Origin of the sequence: Tenacibaculum tangerinum, from assembly GCF_029853675.1 — a bacterium.
Classification (GTDB): domain Bacteria; phylum Bacteroidota; class Bacteroidia; order Flavobacteriales; family Flavobacteriaceae; genus Polaribacter; species Polaribacter tangerinum_A.
This window is the reverse complement of record NZ_CP122539.1, coordinates 3025943-3043905: the sequence shown is the minus strand read 5'-3', so window position 1 is coordinate 3043905 and position 17963 is coordinate 3025943. Positions and strand designations below refer to the sequence as shown.

Genomic DNA, 17963 nt, shown 5'->3' with positions numbered 1-17963 from the left:
TTTTAAAAAATTAGTGAAAATTCTTCATAAAGACTATTATTTACTTTAACTCTTTCTACCTCTCCAGGAATCAATTTTTTTATATAATCTACTATAAGCACTCCATTTTCTATAAAACATTGTGGTTCGTTAATTTTCTTGAAATAACCTTCATTCATTATTACCTCTTCTTTAACTTGGAATGCACTATTCATCATCTTTATCCCCGAAAATATCTTCTTCCTCTACCATATCTTCTAAAAACTGACTAAAAGAAGGAGACATGTTTATAATGTCTCCTTCGGAAAACATTACTTCAATATTTCCATAAGTTTCATTATTTTCAAGAGACATTAATATTGTCCCACCCCCTCTCGTTCTGCCTATTGGTATATAATTACTAGGCAAAGCAGAACTTAAAGCATTCATTTTGTTTAAAATCGTACTTTTACTATGACTAATAGGGGCTAAACCTAGCAAGCCATAATCAGAATGTTCTGGAAAATTGACATGTTCCAAATTATATTGATGTACTCCTCCCCCATTCCAATTAAGCATATGTTGCTTATAATCGTCTGGTAATACTTTTCCTATTTGCGTTTCAAAATCACTTATATCAGCTGGCGATAGTTTTTGATTTGTTTTTAAATAAAATTCAATAATCATGTTTACTTTTTATTAACTATTAACGAATTTTTTTGATTTAAAATTTGTACTGTTTTTCTATCGGTTGCTGATATGTCTTTTATTCTAACAATAAAATGAGTTTTAACCACTTCTGACTTATGATAATCTTTTTTATAATTTCTCTTCTCATTTATTTCTTTCTCTTTCATACAAATTAATTCTAATTAACCTTTCTTTGCATATCCCCAGACGAAAAGACATGTACGAGAGTGTTGTTTTTATAGTGGTTCTATCTATTCTATACCAAAGGCTTTAAACGCTCCATTGGTTAGCGTTATAGTAACATCATCATCATTAGTAATGCTTGCCGAAAATGTTCCTTCTATATATTCACCTGTTGACTTTGTTACCGTTATAGTTCCACTATTGGCAAAATCAAAATCAAATGCCAAAGAGTTTGAAGTGAATGCTATTTGGTAATCTGCCGAAAAACCACCTTCAACTTCAAAAGTACCATTACTTAAGGCCAAGGGCAACCACAAGGCTATTTGTGTATCTCCTGCATTTGAAAACCCTTCTCCATTGTTACCGTTTAAGGTAATAGATGTAGATTCTGCTGTTATAATATCTTTAAATTCGTAGTTGGTATCGTTAATAGTAAAACGAATATAAGTCTCTGGATTTTGTACATCTGATTCATCGTTAGAACTGCACGATTGCAAGGTTATACTTACTATTAAGACGATGGCTATTTTTAAAATTGTTCTTATTTTTTTCATTTTTTGTTTTAGTTATTATATTGTTATTAATTATTGAATATCCTATCTGAGTATTTTTGCTCCATTTTTTGCATCATCTACTCCTCTATGATGTGTTCCTTCTAAAGGAATGTTTACCTATTTTCATTATAAAATATCTTTCTTCACTGCTACACGAATACTTTCATTTTTCTTTGTTAAATTATCTAATTGCCTTAATATTATTGGTACTCTGTACTCTCCATACATGTTTTTAATTCTTGCTGCTGCTTGTTTTTTACACATTCCTATAGATGATACGTATAATGGTTTTTTGCTTTCTCCTCTGTAGACCTCAATAACCGTTTGGTTATTCTTGTGAAACGATGTTTTAGCCACTCCCACTACGGGAATTTCTTCATTATACTCTTTAAAAACATAGCCTCCTAAACCTAAACCTCCTTCATTATCTACATATACATGACCATCTACTACAATAATATCAATATCAGAAAGGTTAACCTGTTCTATTACTTTTTTTATACAAGGTAATTCACGTTTATAAAACTGCCCAGGCATATAGGGTAATACTCCTTCTATTATCTCTATAACAACTTCTTTGGGTTCTTTATCATCCCAATTAAACAAAACCCCTACTGCTTTAGCCGTGTGTTCAAGTTCATTATAGTGTACATCTATGGCTAATATCATTCTTCTAAATTTGGATTTGGGTGTTTTATGATTTGTAGCCTATTACCATAATCATCGTAGGTCATATAGTAAGTCAAATTACCATCTTCATCCCATTCTTTAAGATGCTTATAAATACCCCCCCTAGTATTGAATACCATTCGTTTTTCTTTTTACCATTTTGCCAATAGTCTATTTGTAGACCAGCTTCACGACCATCAATAATTTGTGATTCGTGTGCCAATACATTAGTACCAGGGAAATATTCATAGGTTATTCCTGTAAACCATTCGCCGTTATACGTTAATATATTACCCCCATCCTCTGCTGGATAAGGATCTATATCTAGTTCATTTATATCTACTCTTAACATCAAACTTAACTTATCAATTAATTACATAGGATTTATTCCCTCTTTAACAGCTGTTATACCTAGATGTACTAATTGGCTTAAGCTATAGAGCGGACGGTCTAAAGGCCTTCCCCTATCTGGTGCTCCGGGTCCATACTCATATACCATTGGATTTATTTGATCCTCATCTAAATAGACAAACAAAAATTGATCACCACCATAATTATCTATTATGTAAAAAGGTCTAGAAAACGAATCTCCTCTTAGCTGCATAGCCTCTCTTATTTCTTCTTGCATTTCTTGCTGGTTTTCATGAATATTATAATCCAAAATATGGCAATACGTACCTGCTAAAAATAACAACTCTCTCAAAGCTTGAGGAAATCTATCCCCTGTATTCCAAGCCTGTTCTAAAGTTTCAATTTCAGCAATTGTTAACCCTTGATTTTCATGCCTGTTCTCAATATCATTTGGGTATCTTGAAGGGTATTCTCTTAATTCAGTTAAAATTTCTATGTTCATTGTTTTGTTAATTTACATTATTTTTTACGTCTCCTAAAGTGAATACTTTAGGGTGTGAATAAAATTTAATGTTTATTGTTTTTCCATTTTTTCTTCCATATTCCACCAACATCATTAAATGACGTTGACAAGATGGGCAGGTAAAAAGAACTGACTCTAGTTCTATATCAAATTTATTACCAAGACTCCATTTTTCTCTCAAAAACCATTCAATAATATCAATATCAGAAAGATTAACTTGTTCTATTACTTTTTTTATACAAGGTAATTCACGTTTATAAAACTGCCCAGACATATAGGGTAATACTCCCTGTATTATCTCTATAACTACTTCTTTGGGTTCTTTATCTTTCCAATTAAACAAAACCCCTACTGCTTTAGCCGTGTGCTCAAGTTCATTATAGTGTACATCTATGGCTAATATTATTCTTCTAAATTTGGATCTGGATGTTTTATGATTCTTAACCTATTACCAAAATCATCATAGGTTACATAGTAAGTCAGATTACCATCTTCATCCCATTTTTTAACATGTTTATAAATCCCGCCTCCCAATATTGAATAATATTCGATTCGTTTTCTACCATTTTGCCAATATTCTCTTTGCAATCCCGCCTCACGACCATTTATATACTGTGATTCATGTTCTAAAACATCTGTTCCAGAAAAATATTCATAGGCTATTCCTGTAAACCATTCACCGTTATACGTTAATATATTACCCCCATCCTCTGCTGGATAAGGATCTATATCTAAATCATTTCCATTTACTCTTAACATAATTATCTATTTTTAAAATTTATTAATAAAACGTGAGTTCGGGATAAAAAAGTTTTTTAATTACACGAAAAAAAGCGAAAAATTTAGTAAATTAAAGTACTGATTTTTAATTGTGTAACTAAATTTTCCACTATGATTTCTGATTTTAAAATTACTGAATTTTTCTGTTTAATTGATGATTTTTGTACCGAAATTAATCAAGTTATTGATAAAAATGCTTTAGAAACCTGTTCAAAGATAGTTAGACGAAGAAAGCCTAAACTCACCCAAAGTGAAATAATCACAATTATGGTGCTTTTCCATTTTAGTGGTTTTAGGTGTTTTAAACACTTTTATATCGAATATGTTAGCAAACACTTGTCAAAAGAATTTCCAGATTTAGTTTCCTATAACCGATTTGTTGAATTGAAAAAGCGTTGTTCAGTGCCTATGATACTGTTTCTTCAAATGCACTGTTTAGGTCAATGTACAGGGATCTCCTTTTTAGATTCTACCACTATTAAAGTATGTCATTATAAAAGAGAAAAGCAGAACAAAGTTTTTAAAAACACCGCAAAAAAAGGGAAAGGAACCATGGGGTGGTTCTTTGGTTTTAAACTTCATATTATTATCAATGAAAAGGGCGATATCGTTGACTTTTTAATTACGCAAGGTAATATAGATGACAGACAACCACTTAAAGATAAAGCCTTTCATAATCGTGTGTTCGGAAAAATATTTGCCGACAGAGGGTATGTAGGTAAAGAACTGTTTGAACAGCTTTTTGTAGATGGAATACATTTGGTTACAAAAATTAGAAAGAATATGAAAAATACTCTTATGCATATCTATGATAAAATTATGCTTAGAAAAAGGGCTGTTATTGAAAGTGTGAATGATATTTTGAAAAACGTATGTCAAATAGAGCATACAAGACACAGAAGCTTCGATAACTTTATCTTAAATTTAGTCGCAGGGTTAATCGCTTATTCGTTTTATCCAACTAAACCTAATATCAATATCGATAACTTACAAAGAATAGGATAAACTATCCCGAACTCACGTTAATAAAAGTTACTTCAGGTAATATATTAAAACAACCTATGAGTATGCCTAATAATATGTTTATTAATTGTGATAACGTTTGGCCAAAGGTGCCTATTGAACCATCTCTTTCATCTATATGATATACCATTGGATCATCTTCTTCATCTAAATACACAAATCGAAAATTACCTGGATAAGCTAAGTCAATGATATAAAATGGCCGCGTTGCGAAATTTAACTCCGTATCAAGAACATCATAACTTCTGACACTTTGTTGCATATAGGTTTGAGTTGGCAAGATATCATCTGGGTCTACAGCATTATAGCCTAAACAATAACAAGAATTACCTGCTAAAAATAATAACTCTCATAATACCTTCGGAAATAAGTTCCCGTTATTGTAAATTGCCTCCAAGTGTAAAATCTCCTCTATTGAACTTGGTCTAATTTTAAATCTTGATATTGCACCATAAGCATCTCGACCTGCAGGATACTAAATTAGCTTTTGTAAATATTGTATTTCCATTAAGCATTTTGCATTATTCATTTTCATGCCTAATCCTTATCTTCTCCCATTCCTCATCATGTTGCTGCTGCTGGTCTGGTGTCATTAATTGATATTTAATATTTCTAAGTTCGTTCGTCGCTGCTATATATTCTGCAATAGATTCATTTCCTACATGATAATTTTCAGGAAATTCAAATGGATTATCTAAATACTTTTTAGCTTGAGCTTGACTAGGCGCTGCTAAATAAGCTTCTAGCTGAATTAATCGCTGTTGTAATTCTTCTTCTGTCATATTATATCCCAAAAACCAAAATTATTCTTGACTCTTTACACTACTACTCACCTTCATGCCTAATCCTTATCTTCTCCCATTCTTCATCATGTTGCTGCTGTTGCTCTGGTGTCATTAATTGATATTTGATATTTCCAAGCTCAATTTCAGCAGCCCTATAGTCTGCAATGGATTGATTTCCTAAATGGTAATTTTCAGGAAATTCAAACGGATTATCTAAATACTTTTTAGCTTGAGCTTGAGCTGGTGCCGCAAGATAAGCTTCTAATTCTATCAAGCGTGCTCTTAAATCTTCCTCTGTCATAATCTATAATTCTTTTAAATAAAGCAATCTCATCGTCGTTACAAGAAAGGTACGACTGAAATAATTTTTTGTAGGGGAAACCGTAACGAAAATATTGCTATTCCATTTTCTTTTACAACGGAATATTCCCGTGTTTTCTATTAGGTCGTTCTACCTTTTTACCTTCTAACATCGCAAAGGCTTTAATGAGTTTTCTACGGGTTTCTTCCGGTAAAATCACCTCATCTATAAATCCGCGTGCTGCTGCTCGATACGGATTCGCAAATTTATCGGCATACTCCGCTTCTTTTTCCGCTAGTTTCGCTTCATGATCGTCTGCTTCAGCAATTTCCTTTTTAAAGATAATCTCACTCGCTCCTTTCGCTCCCATAACCGCTATTTCTGCACTCGGCCATGCAAAATTCATATCGGCGCCAATATGTTTGGAGTTCATGACGTCATAGGCTCCACCGTAAGCTTTACGGGTAATCACACTGACTCTTGGCACGGTAGCTTCACTCAACGCATATAATAATTTTGCTCCGTTGGTAATAATGGCATTCCACTCTTGGTCGGTTCCTGGTAAGAACCCTGGCACGTCTACCAATACCAATAACGGAATGTTAAAGCAATCGCAAAAACGGGTGAATCTTGCTGCCTTTTTAGAACTGTTTACATCCAAACATCCGGCTAAACTCATCGGTTGATTGGCTACAATCCCAACACTTCTTCCGCCTAAGCGGGCAAATCCCACTACGATATTATCGGCATAGTCTTTATGAATTTCAAAAAACGAATCGGCATCGGTAATACCGTCAATCACCTTACGCATATCGTACGGTTTACTGGCGTTATCTGGAACGATACTAGCTAGTTCTTCTCGAATTTCATCCCCCAATTCAAACGGTAATTTTGCCGTGGTTTCCTGATTATTCTGCGGTAGATAACTCAATAAGGTTTTAATATCTTCCAAACACTGTACATCGTTCGCTGCCGTTAAATGTGTGACTCCCGATTTGGTTGCATGCGTGCTTGCACCTCCCAATTCTTCCGAAGTAACTTCTTCATTCGTTACTGTTTTTACTACGTTCGGCCCTGTTACAAACATATAACTCGTATTTTCTACCATAATGGTAAAATCGGTCATGGCGGGTGAATATACCGCGCCTCCTGCACAAGGTCCCATAATGGCAGAGATTTGCGGAATTACGCCCGATGCTTGCACGTTTCTGTAAAAAATATCGGCATAACCTCCTAACGAACGTACGCCTTCTTGAATACGCGCACCACCAGAATCGTTCAATCCGATTAATGGTGCTCCTACTTTGACGGCTACATCCATAATTTTACAGATTTTTTCGGCGTGTGTTTCCGATAGTGAGCCACCAAACACGGTAAAATCTTGGGCAAACACGTACACCAAGCGTCCGTTTACGGTTCCGTATCCGGTTACCACTCCGTCGCCATAAAACTTCTGATTTTCCATTCCGAAATCAGTCGTTCTATGCGTTACTAAAATACCTACTTCTTCAAAAGAGCCTTCATCTAAGAAATAATCGATGCGCTCACGAGCGGTCAATTTTCCTTTTTGATGATGACGGTCGATGCGTTGTTGTCCGCCTCCTAACTTTGCTTCGGTAATTTTATGTTGTAATTCTTCTATTTTAGATTTCATCTGTATTCTTCTTTTGGGCGTTTCCCTGCGGGTCGGGCTTTACGCTGTATCTTTTTTTGTGAGTCATTGCGAGTTAACTAACTATTTGCTGTGGCTATCTCTCAAATTGATGAGATTACTTCGTTTCACTCGTAATGACGGATTTACTAACACAAAAAAGGATGCCGCTGCAATCCCTAACGCAAATTATGTATTAACACGTTTTTAAAATACGTTGCTCTTTTATATACTGTTGTAAGGCAACTTGTGCAGCAATCTTCGCTTCTCGTTCATATCCAGCTTTTAACAACTCAGGTGTGTAATACTTCTTTACAAAATGGGTGTCGAAATTTCCTGAGGTAAAGGCTTCGTGTTCACATACGAACTTTCCAAATGGTAACGTAGTTGCTATTCCTTTTACTTTGTAATTGCTAATGGCTTGCTTCATTCGCTCAATCGCTTCTTCACGGGTATTTCCGTAGGTAATAAGTTTCGCAATCATCGGATCGTAATAAATAGGAATTTCCATGCCTTCTTCAAAACCATCGTCTACACGAATATTCTCTCCTACTGGATGTTCGTAGGTTTCTAACACCCCAATACTTGGTGCAAAATTGTCTAACGGATCTTCGGCATACACACGTAATTCTAGCGCGTGTCCGTTAATTTGTAAATCGTCTTGCGTGAATGCCAGTGCCTCACCTCTCGCTATTTTTATTTGCTGCGCTACCAAGTCTATTCCCGTAATTAGTTCAGTTACTGGGTGCTCTACTTGTAAACGTGTATTCATTTCCAGAAAATAGAAATTCTTGTTTTCGTCTAGTAAGAACTCCACCGTTCCTGCTCCTAAATAATCACAGGCTTTCGCAACTCTTACCGCTGCTGCTCCCATGGCTTCTCTAATTTCAGGAGTTAACACACTCGAGGGTGCTTCTTCGACTACTTTCTGATGGCGACGTTGTACCGAACATTCGCGTTCAAATAAATGGACTACGTTTCCGTGTGCATCGGCTAATACCTGTATTTCGATATGACGTGGAGAGCCTACATATTTTTCTATAAATACAGATCCGTCTCCAAAAGCTGATTCTGCTTCTGAGATGGCACGCTGCATTTGTTCTTTAATATTGGCTTCTTTTTCAACAATACGCATTCCTTTTCCGCCACCACCTGCCGAAGCTTTGATTAAAACAGGGTACCCTATCTCTTTGGCTACTTTCGCGGCATACTCTACATCGGTTACCGCTTCATCAATACCCGGCACCATGGGAATATCATAGGCTTTTACCGCTTCTTTTGCTGCTAATTTGCTTCCCATTACTTCAATCGCATGGGTTTTTGGTCCTATAAAAATCATTCCAGCCTTAGAAACCGCTTCTCCAAAGGCTGCATTTTCACTTAAAAATCCGTATCCTGGGTGAATTCCATCCACATGCAATTCCTTCGCTACTTCGATAATTTTATCGCCTAGCAAGTACGATTGATTGGAGGGGGCAGGACCAATACACACCGCTTCATCTGCAAAAGTTACGTGTGGTGAGTTTCTGTCTGCCTCGGAAAAAACCGCTACCGTTTTAATACCCATCTTCTTTGCGGTACGCATTACACGCAACGCAATTTCTCCTCTATTCGCTACTAATATTTTTTTCATATAACTATTATCATTCCTGTATAACCAGAAATCTTTTTTTATTATTTTAATGAGATTCCCTCCCTCATTTTGACTTCACTCAATGAACATGCGGAAACGACAGAAAGTGTATCCTTACTCCATTTCAATTAAAATCGTATTCTTTTCTACTTTATCACCTACTTGTATCGCTACCGATTTTACCACTCCGTCTTTGGGTGCTTGTAAAGTATTCTCCATTTTCATGGCTTCTAATACCAAAATTCCATCACCTTCTTTTACTTCTTGTCCTACTTCAACAGCTACAGAAACAATTAAACCAGGCATTGGCGCCTTGATATCGTTTTCTTTTTTCTCTGTAGCTACTTCCAAGCCCAATTTGTCAATCAACATATCTAATTCATCAGCAATACGTACCTCATACGAGTTTCCGTTGATTTGAATGGTATAGGATTTTTTGTTGAAATTTGTTTGAAGTACAGTGGCTTGGTAGGATTGGTTACCATCAAGTACATGATAGTCATTTTCTGATTTTTGAACGATATCTAACGCTGCTATTTCCGCTTTAGTAAAGTCAAAATCATGCGTTTTATTAACGCTCGTTTTAAAAGATTTGCTCATAAACAATTGATATTTTCACCACTAAAATATTAAAATTACATGGAACATATAAGGGAAATCTATAAATAAATTACGGATGTTTTTTTCTGATACTTTACAACTAGCTTCTACTTTAGAAAGTAGTATCAAAAAACTTACTATTTATCATTTATAATTCAAAATTCATACCTATTTTTGTGCCGTTCTCATAAAGGGGTGCCTTATTTGAATTACGAATTGTGGAATTACGAATTTTGATTAGTAAAAATAATTTGTAATTCATCATTTATAATTCATAATTAAATTCAGGCTGAGATCATACCCAATGAACCTGGAACAGGTAATGCTGTTTAGGGATATAACCGTCATTGCGAAGTAATTTTAAAAGTTACGACAGCAATTTGTTTACAGATGAAGAAGATTACTTCGTCGTAAACCTATCGTAATGACACATTTTAATTATTCAATGTTTAACTAAAGAATAATTACCTCTTTTTATTCGATTTTATTTTTTTATAAAAATGAGACCGATGTCTTTCAAACAATCATCACAATTAATTCGAGCGAAAATAATCGCTTTTGTACTTGTCGCATTCACCAGCTTAACAATGAGTGCACAAACGGTTACTTTATCAGGAAAGGTAATTGACAGTAATCAAAATCCGTTAGTTGGTGCTACTGTAGCCATTGCCACTCAAAACAAAGGAGTGGCTACCGATTTTGATGGAAACTTCAGTTTAAATCTTTCTAAAGGGAAGCATGTTATTGAAGTATCTTATGTAGGTTTCAAAACCAGCTCGCAAGAAGTGAATCTTACGAACAACGAACAAATCACAATTCAGTTAGTGGCTAATGAAACCGTGTTAGATGAAGTGTTGGTTGCTGCTGTTCGTGTGAAAGCAGATGCGCCTGTAACACATTCTAATCTTAGCAAACAAGAAATAGAAAAGCGTAATTTAGGACAGGATATTCCTGTGTTACTAAATTATTTACCTTCGGTAACCTCCTCTTCTGATGCGGGTGCGGGTATTGGCTATACCTATATTCGTGTTCGTGGTTCTGATGCTACTCGTGTAAACGTTACGATTAATGGAATTCCGTATAACGATGCCGAAAGTCAGGGTACTTTTTGGGTAAATATGGGAGATTTTGCTTCGTCTACGCAAAGTTTACAATTACAGCGGGGTGTGGGTACTTCTACCAACGGTTCGGGCGCTTTTGGAGCTAGTTTAAACATCTTAACCGATGCCGTTTCTGAAGAAGCTGGTGGAGAAATTTCAAACGCTTTTGGTTCGTACGGCACAAGAAAACACACGGTAAAGTTTACCACTGGAAAGTTAAATAACGGCTTTGAGTTTGCAGGGCGATTGTCTAATATTTATTCTGATGGGTATGTCGACCGCGCTTTTACCGATTTAAAATCGTATTTCTTACAAGGTAGCTATACCGATGACAACACCTTGATAAAAGCCTTGGTTTTTGGCGGAAAAGAAAAAACTTACCAAGCTTGGTTCGGATTGACTCCTGAGGAATTAAAAGAAGATCGTCGCCAGAATCCGTATACTTACGACAATGAAACGGATAATTATTGGCAAGATCATTACCAATTGCATTGGAATGAAAAACTTTCTGAAAACTGGTCTACCAACATAGGTTTAAATTATACGCGTGGTAAAGGATACTTCGAGCAGTTTAAAGATGAAAGTGCTGCTGCCGATTACGACAATTTAATTATTGACGGTAGTGATGTGATTGTAAGAAGATGGTTAGACAATCATTTTTATGTTGCCAATGCGAATGTTACTTATAAAAATGATAATCTAGAAATTATTTCAGGGGGTTCTTACAGTACGTATAATAATGACCATTACGGAGAAATTATTTGGGGAAGCGATTTGGCTCCCAATACCAATATAAACGACCGTTACTACCTCAGTGTTTCTGAAAAATTAGATTGGAGTATATTCTCAAAAGCTACGTTTCGTCTTTCTGAACAATTTAAAGCTTTTGTTGATGTGCAAGGAAGGTTTGTAAATTATCAGACCGAAGGGTTGACCTCTGATAGAATTCCTATTGATGTGGATAAGGATTACAACTTCTTCAATCCGAAGTTGGGACTTACGTACAAAATAAACGACGAGCATAGTATCTATGCTTCGTATGCAAAAGCCAATAGAGAGCCGAATAGAAATGATTTTGAAGGTGGTAATTCTCAACATGAAAGCTTAGACGATTATGAATTCGGTTGGCGTTTGTCGAACGAAACGGTTCGATTAAATACGAATGTGTATTATATGGATTATCAAAACCAACTGATTCTTACGGGGGCTATTGATCCAAACACAGGTGAGCCTTTACGTGCTTCTAGTGGTAGTAGTTATCGTTTAGGATTAGAAATTGATGCTGATATTACGTTGTCTGAACAAGTAACTATGCGCCCAAATATTGCATTTAGCAAAAATATTAATAGAGATTATCGTGCTGAAATAGACGGAGAATTGCAAAACTTGGGAGATACGCCCATTACGTTTTCACCCGATATTGTTTTTGGAAATGCGCTGGTGTATCAACCTGTACACAACGTACAAATTGCCTTTTTATCTAAATATGTAGGGAAACAGTGGATGAGCAACTTAAATAGCAAAGTTTCTGATTTAGATGTATTAGAAGACTTTTTTACCAGCGACTTAAATTTGGTATATGAAATCAAAACCAACAAAATTTTTAAATCGATTGTATTTACTGGTTTGATTAATAATATTTTTAACAAAGAATATGTTGATAGAGGGTATTATTATACCTATGACGATACGTGGTCTACTCCAGGAACGACCACCACTGTTGACGGCGCAGGTTACTATCCGCAAGCAACTAGAAACTTTTTAATAGGTGCAACGCTAAAATTTTAGCGATGATAAAAAATAACTAAATCACTCTGTACTTTTTAGTACAGAGTGATTTAGTTTGAATAGCATTTCTTTAACGGAACTCTTGAAACGTTTCCAAAAACTATTTCTTTCTTATCCTAGTGTTTGCTTTTACTATAGATTATAAAGCCCAGCAAGCCTGAAAATAAAAACCAGGCTATAAATCTTATAACAAGGCTTTATACATTTTTAAATTTTAATTTCTAGTTACTTATATACTCGCATGGATTGCAAATCCGAGCTATCGGTATTCGGAATGCGAACTACAATTAACCCTTTAAAAACCTGCAATCTGTTCTTCAACCTGCTCCCACTCTTCCATCAATTCGTCTACTTTCGCTTTTTTCGCTTTGTAGTTTTCAAAAAAGTTAGGACGAGAAGATACTTCATCGTAATTCTGAGCCAGTTCTAAATCTATTTGTTCGATTTCAGCTTCTAAATTTTCGATTTGCATTTCAATTTTATTCAGCCTGTTTTTTAGCTTTTTAAGCTCTTTTTCTTGTTCTTTCGATAGTTGATAGGCTTCTTTTTTAGAAGTATCTTTTTCTTTGGCAACTACCGTTCTTTTTTCAGCATCACGTAAACTCTCCATTTTGTGTTGCTCTAAGAAATAATCAATATCGCCTAAATATTCTTTTATTTTATGGTCTTTGAATCCGTACACAGTGGTTGTGAGTTCTTGTAAAAATTCACGATCGTGAGATACGACTATTAAAGTTCCGTCAAAATTTTGTAATGCTCTTTTTAGTACGTTTTTAGAAGCAATATCAAGGTGGTTGGTAGGTTCATCCATAATCAACACATTGAATGGCGACAATAGCAGCTTACACAATGCCAAACGGTTTCGCTCTCCTCCCGATAGTACTTTTGCTTTTTTGTCTACCGCTTCTCCACCAAACAAAAAAGCCCCTAACATATCTCTTACCTTCACCCTGTTGGTATCATTCGCTGCCTCTTCCATGATTTCCAACACCGTTTTCTCTGGCGGCAATTCTTCGGATTGATTTTGTGCGAAATATCCTATTTCAACATTGTGCCCGAGTTTAAGGCTTCCTTCAAACGGAATTTCTCCCACGATCATTTTTGCCAAGGTAGATTTACCTTGGCCGTTTTGCCCCACAAACGCAATTCTACTATTCCGTTCGATGAGTAAATTCACGTTTTTTAAAACTTCTTTTTTACCATAACTCTTGGCTAAGTTTTCAGCTTCCACAATAATTTTACCGGGTTCTTTTGAAATTTCAAAACGAATATTCATAACCGCATTGTCATCTTGATCGACTTCAATACGTTCTACTTTTTCTAGTTTTTTAATAAGCGATTGCGCCATGGAAGCCTTACTGGCTTTTGCACGGAATTTTTCAATGAGCTTTTCGGTATGCTCTATTTCTTTTTGCTGATTTTTCTGTGTTTGCAGTTGCTTTTCTTTGATTTCTGCTCGTAATTTTAAAAATTCAGAATAGGGCTTTTTATAATCGTAAATTTGACCCAAAGAAATTTCTATGGTTCGGTTGGTTACGTTGTCTAAAAACATTTTATCATGCGATACCAATACAATCGCGCCTGCATAATTTTTTAAGAAGTTTTCTAACCAAATAATCGATTCGATATCTAAGTGGTTGGTAGGCTCATCGAGTAATAAGATATCGTTATTCTGCAATAATAGCTTTGCCAGCTCAATACGCATGCGCCAACCTCCAGAGAAGGTATCGGTTAGCTTGTCAAAATCTTCCCGTTGAAATCCTAATCCTTGTAAAATCTTTTCGGTTTCTCCTTGATAGTTATAACCTCCTAGTAATTCGTACCGTTCTGTTTTTTCGTTTAAATCGATAATTAACTGATTGTATGCCTCACTTTCATAATCGGTTCTTTCAGCAAGTTGCTGATTGATTTCGTCTAGCTCTACTTCAATTTCTTTAATTTCTGTAAATGCTTGGTAGGCTTCTTCTAAAATGGTTCTTCCTTGTTCAAAATCAATATCTTGACGTAAAAATCCAACACGTACATCTTTATCAAATGCTAAGGTTCCTCCACTACTCTCTATATCTTTTGCCAATACTTTTAATAAAGTAGATTTTCCTGCTCCATTTTTTCCAATCAATCCAATTCTATCTCCTTTTATCAATTTAAAAGTGATTCCTGAGAACAAATCTGTTCCCATAAATGAAACTGATACATCGTGTACGTTTAACATAAAAAATACGAATTACTAGTATTTTGTAACTGTGGTTACAGATTACTGCTTTATTTTTGTTGAAATTTGTGCAAACTTACAAAAAGCAACTAGTTAATTGGATTAATCTCTATAAGATATGTTTGGAAAAGGGAATAAATTATATAGTATTTTTAGGAATAAGTGTCCGCGTTGCCATGAAGGGGACTTTTTTAAATACCAACCTACTTTTAATCCTAAAAAAATGACCTCTTTACACGAAAATTGCCCTAAGTGTAATTTGAAATACATGATAGAGCCTTCTTTTTTCTTTGGTGCCATGTATGTAAATTATGCGATTGCAGTTGCCTTATTTGTAGCTATTTTTATCATCGCAAAGGTATTTATTGGCTTAAGTATCTTACATAGTTTTATTGCTATTGTAGTCGTATCGTTATTATTAACTCCTGTTAGTTTACGATTATCGAGAATTATCTGGATTAACCTTTTTGTGAGTTATGATAAAGATGCTGTAAAACTAAAATCTGAGCGATAAATTCAATTAGTTAATGAGCGAATGGGTTAATGATCAAATGGGTTAATGGTTTAATGTGTTGATAAATGGTAATTAATAACTGACAACTCAAAATTAATAACTACTCACTAGATTCTTGGCTCTTGGTTCTTAAAAGTATGCAAATATCAGATAAGAAAAAAGTTATGGAACATTAGGCTTGTTCTATGGTTTTAAGTTACATCTAGTTTGTAATGATAGAGGACAAATTATTGATTTTCTCATTACTAAGGCTAACGTAGATGATAGATATCCACTTAAGAATAAAAAATTCCACGATAAAGTATTTGGAAAAATATATGGAGATAAAAGATATTTAGTTAAAGATTTATTTGATAAATTATTTGTAGATGGAATCCATTTAGTAACCAAATTAAGAAAGAATATGAAAAAGAAAGCAATGGAATTCATGGATAAAGTTTATCTAAGAAAAAGAGCAATCGTTGAATCTGTAAATGATGTACTAAATAACACCTGTCAGATTGACCACTCTAGACATCACTCATTTGATAACTTCTTGAGAAACTTAATCGCCAGATTAATTGCCTATTCTTTTCTTGATGCAAAACCTTCGATTAAAATATAAAGATTTTTACCTAATATTAACGTAAGTTAAATCGAACTCACGTTAAATTATAACAATAAAAATAGGCGGTTTGATTTTCAAACCGCCTATTTTATATAACTAAAAGCATTAACAAATTAGTTGCCCTTTGCAACATTAACGTTAATAAGCTCTTTTATTATTTCCTTCGTAAAAATTGATAAATGCTTGATTTACTACTCGGTGCCCTCCATCTGTTGGATAATCTCCTGTAAAATACCAATCTCCTAAATGATCAGGACAGGCTTTGTGTAAACCACTTATTGGTTGGAAAATCACCTCAACTTCTGCCTTTATCTCAGGGGTTCTTAGCATTTGTGCTATTTTTACCGAAACCTGCTCGTAAGTAAAAGGCGCATATATTTCTTTTACATAGTTTACCACGTCTTTATCCTCACTACTTTCTTGTTGCTTGCATTTCTGATATACTTCATCTACAATGTGATATTGTCCTGTTTCTTTTAACAATTCTAACGCAGCTTTGAACGCAATAAAATCGTTGATTTTTGCCATATCAATACCATAACAATCTGGGTATCGAATTTGAGGTGCTGAAGAAACCACTACTATTTTTTTAGGATCCAATCGGTCTAAAATCTTAATAATACTTTTTTTCAAGGTAGTACCTCTTACAATACTATCGTCAATAATTACCAAATTGTCTGTTGGCTTCACCACTCCGTAAGTCACATCATACACGTGCGCTACCAAATCATCACGACTGCTATCGTCTGTAATGAACGTACGCAATTTTGCATCCTTAATCGCTATCTTTTCGAAACGAGGTCTTTTAGAAAGAATTTCAATCACTCTTTCTTTTGAAAGCTTTCCTCCTCCTACTAAAATAGCTTCTGTTTTTTGCTGATTTAACACATCTTCTGCTGCTTCCATCATTCCAAAAAACGAGGTTTCTGCTGTGTTTGGTATGTAAGAAAACACTGTGTTTTCAATATCGTTATTGATAGACTTCAACACTTCTGAAAAAACATATTTTCCTAAATTTTTACGTTCTTCATAAATAGATGCATCGCTTCCTCTTGAAAAGTAGATGCGCTCGAAAGAACATGCTTTTTTAGGGCGTTGCTCTAAAATTGGCGAAAGTGTGGTTTGTCCGTTTTTCTTAATAATTAAAGCGTGTCCTCTATCAATTTCTTTAATGGTGTCGATGGGCACATTGAATACGGTTTGAATTACAGGACGCTCTGAAGCCACCACTACTACTTCATCGTCTTCATAAAAGAAGGCTGGGCGAATTGCTGATGGGTCTCTTAACACAAAGGCATCTCCATGACCTAACAATCCTGCCATGGCATACCCTCCATCCCAGTTTTTAGCAGAGCGTTTTAAAATACGCTGAATATCTAAGTTTTCTTCAATATAGGGCGATGCTTCTTTTTTATTAAACCCTTCTTCTTTAGCTTTTAAGTACAAATCGGAAACTTCTGATTCTAAGAAATGACCTATTTTTTCCATCACGGTTACCGTATCGGTAAACTCTTTTGGGTGTTGCCCTAACTCAATTAAATCGTTTAACAATTGCTTAGAATTAGTCATGTTAAAGTTTCCGGCAACAATTAAGCTTTGATGTTTCCAGTTGCTTTGACGCAAGAAAGGGTGTACACTCTCTATAGAGTTTTTACCAAAGGTACCATAACGAACGTGCCCTAAAAATAAGTTGCCAATATAGGGTACGTTTTCTTCTTGCCATTTTACATCGTCTACCTTATCAGGGTTTTCTTCAAAAACTCCATTAATGCGTTCGTTAATTTTTCCGAAGATATCTTGAATAGGTTGTGATTGATTAGAGCGAATTCTGCTTATGTATCTTATTCCTGGAGCTACATTGAATTTTATACTTGCTAATCCAGCACCATCTTGCCCTCTATTGTGCTGTTTTTCCATTAGCAGGTACATTTTGTTTACACCATAAAACGCAGTACCGTATTTATCTTTATAGTATTGTAATGATTTCTTTAAACGAACCATTGCAATTCCACATTCGTGTTTAATAGCGTCACTCATTTAA

At 34.9% G+C, this 17963-nt stretch carries 19 protein-coding genes and 2 pseudogenes; 4 read left to right on the top strand and 17 right to left on the bottom strand.

All coding sequences use genetic code 11. The features are described 5' to 3' along the window. Positions 1–2: 2 nt before the first annotated feature. From P8625_RS13655 to P8625_RS13615, 9 genes and pseudogenes are all read right to left on the bottom strand, one after another. Positions 3–197: a hypothetical protein gene (locus P8625_RS13655; protein WP_279650994.1), complete on the bottom strand. Its 195-nt coding sequence runs from the start codon at positions 195–197 to the stop codon at positions 3–5. Next, positions 187–645, bottom strand: coding sequence for an SMI1/KNR4 family protein (locus tag P8625_RS13650; protein ID WP_279650993.1), 459 nt, complete (start codon positions 643–645; stop codon positions 187–189). Before P8625_RS13650 ends, P8625_RS13655 begins: the two co-directional genes overlap by 11 nt. A gap of 2 nt (positions 646–647) precedes the next feature. Beyond that, positions 648–815, bottom strand: coding sequence for a hypothetical protein (locus tag P8625_RS13645; protein WP_279650992.1), 168 nt, complete (start codon positions 813–815; stop codon positions 648–650). Positions 816–899: 84 nt separating this feature from the next. Next, the gene (locus P8625_RS13640) at positions 900–1385 is read right to left on the bottom strand and encodes a hypothetical protein (protein WP_279650991.1); all 486 of its coding nucleotides are present in this window, start codon (positions 1383–1385) and stop codon (positions 900–902) included. Positions 1386–1511: 126 nt separating this feature from the next. Next, positions 1512–2063: pseudogene (locus tag P8625_RS13635) on the bottom strand (endonuclease V); the annotation flags it as partial. A 64-nt stretch (positions 2064–2127) separates the two neighbouring features. Then, the gene (locus P8625_RS13630) at positions 2128–2406 is read right to left on the bottom strand and encodes a hypothetical protein (protein ID WP_279650990.1); all 279 of its coding nucleotides are present in this window, start codon (positions 2404–2406) and stop codon (positions 2128–2130) included. A gap of 21 nt (positions 2407–2427) precedes the next feature. Then, positions 2428–2907 (bottom strand): SMI1/KNR4 family protein, encoded by a 480-nt coding sequence (locus P8625_RS13625; protein WP_279650989.1) that lies wholly within the window; start codon positions 2905–2907, stop codon positions 2428–2430. A gap of 7 nt (positions 2908–2914) precedes the next feature. Then, positions 2915–3322: a hypothetical protein gene (locus P8625_RS13620; RefSeq protein WP_279652967.1), complete on the bottom strand. Its 408-nt coding sequence runs from the start codon at positions 3320–3322 to the stop codon at positions 2915–2917. An 8-nt stretch (positions 3323–3330) separates the two neighbouring features. Further along, complete coding sequence (locus P8625_RS13615) at positions 3331–3687, bottom strand: hypothetical protein (RefSeq protein WP_279650988.1); 357 nt, start codon at positions 3685–3687, stop codon at positions 3331–3333. A 132-nt stretch (positions 3688–3819) separates the two neighbouring features. Between P8625_RS13615 and P8625_RS13610 the strand changes: the two genes are divergently transcribed. Further along, on the top strand, positions 3820–4713 hold the full coding sequence (locus P8625_RS13610; RefSeq protein ID WP_279650008.1) for an IS982 family transposase: 894 nt from the start codon (positions 3820–3822) through the stop codon (positions 4711–4713). 1 nt (position 4714) lies between these two features. Here P8625_RS13610 and P8625_RS13605 read toward each other — a convergent pair whose 3' ends face one another. The 6 genes from P8625_RS13605 to P8625_RS13580 form a co-directional block, all read right to left on the bottom strand. Further along, positions 4715–4993, bottom strand: coding sequence for a hypothetical protein (locus P8625_RS13605; protein ID WP_279650987.1), 279 nt, complete (start codon positions 4991–4993; stop codon positions 4715–4717). Between the two features lie 259 nt (positions 4994–5252). Further along, positions 5253–5513, bottom strand: coding sequence for a hypothetical protein (locus tag P8625_RS13600; RefSeq protein WP_279650986.1), 261 nt, complete (start codon positions 5511–5513; stop codon positions 5253–5255). A gap of 43 nt (positions 5514–5556) precedes the next feature. Next, positions 5557–5817 carry a hypothetical protein gene (locus P8625_RS13595; protein WP_279650985.1) on the bottom strand — a complete coding sequence of 87 codons (261 nt, stop codon included), beginning with the start codon at positions 5815–5817 and terminating at the stop codon, positions 5557–5559. Positions 5818–5929: 112 nt separating this feature from the next. After that, entirely contained in the window at positions 5930–7471 is a 1542-nt protein-coding gene (locus P8625_RS13590; protein WP_279650984.1) for an acyl-CoA carboxylase subunit beta, read from the bottom strand. Positions 7472–7664: 193 nt separating this feature from the next. Further along, positions 7665–9101: an acetyl-CoA carboxylase biotin carboxylase subunit gene (gene accC / locus P8625_RS13585; RefSeq protein WP_279650983.1), complete on the bottom strand. Its 1437-nt coding sequence runs from the start codon at positions 9099–9101 to the stop codon at positions 7665–7667. Between the two features lie 114 nt (positions 9102–9215). Beyond that, positions 9216–9701, bottom strand: coding sequence for a biotin/lipoyl-containing protein (locus P8625_RS13580; protein ID WP_279650982.1), 486 nt, complete (start codon positions 9699–9701; stop codon positions 9216–9218). 509 nt (positions 9702–10210) lie between these two features. On the opposite strand from P8625_RS13580, the gene P8625_RS13575 reads away from it, so the two are divergent. Further along, complete coding sequence (locus P8625_RS13575; RefSeq protein WP_407704746.1) at positions 10211–12589, top strand: TonB-dependent receptor; 2379 nt, start codon at positions 10211–10213, stop codon at positions 12587–12589. Between the two features lie 295 nt (positions 12590–12884). Here P8625_RS13575 and P8625_RS13570 read toward each other — a convergent pair whose 3' ends face one another. Beyond that, a complete protein-coding gene (locus tag P8625_RS13570) occupies positions 12885–14801 on the bottom strand; it encodes an ATP-binding cassette domain-containing protein (RefSeq protein ID WP_279650981.1) in 1917 nt (638 codons plus the stop codon). A gap of 223 nt (positions 14802–15024) precedes the next feature. Between P8625_RS13570 and P8625_RS13565 the strand changes: the two genes are divergently transcribed. Then, on the top strand, positions 15025–15315 hold the full coding sequence (locus P8625_RS13565) for a DUF983 domain-containing protein (protein ID WP_322790487.1): 291 nt from the start codon (positions 15025–15027) through the stop codon (positions 15313–15315). A gap of 154 nt (positions 15316–15469) precedes the next feature. Further along, positions 15470–15919, top strand: a pseudogene (locus P8625_RS13560) (IS982 family transposase); the annotation flags it as partial. Positions 15920–16060: 141 nt separating this feature from the next. Here P8625_RS13560 and P8625_RS13555 read toward each other — a convergent pair. Continuing rightward, positions 16061–17959, bottom strand: coding sequence for an amidophosphoribosyltransferase (locus tag P8625_RS13555; RefSeq protein ID WP_279650979.1), 1899 nt, complete (start codon positions 17957–17959; stop codon positions 16061–16063). Between the last annotated feature and the right edge of the window lie 4 nt (positions 17960–17963).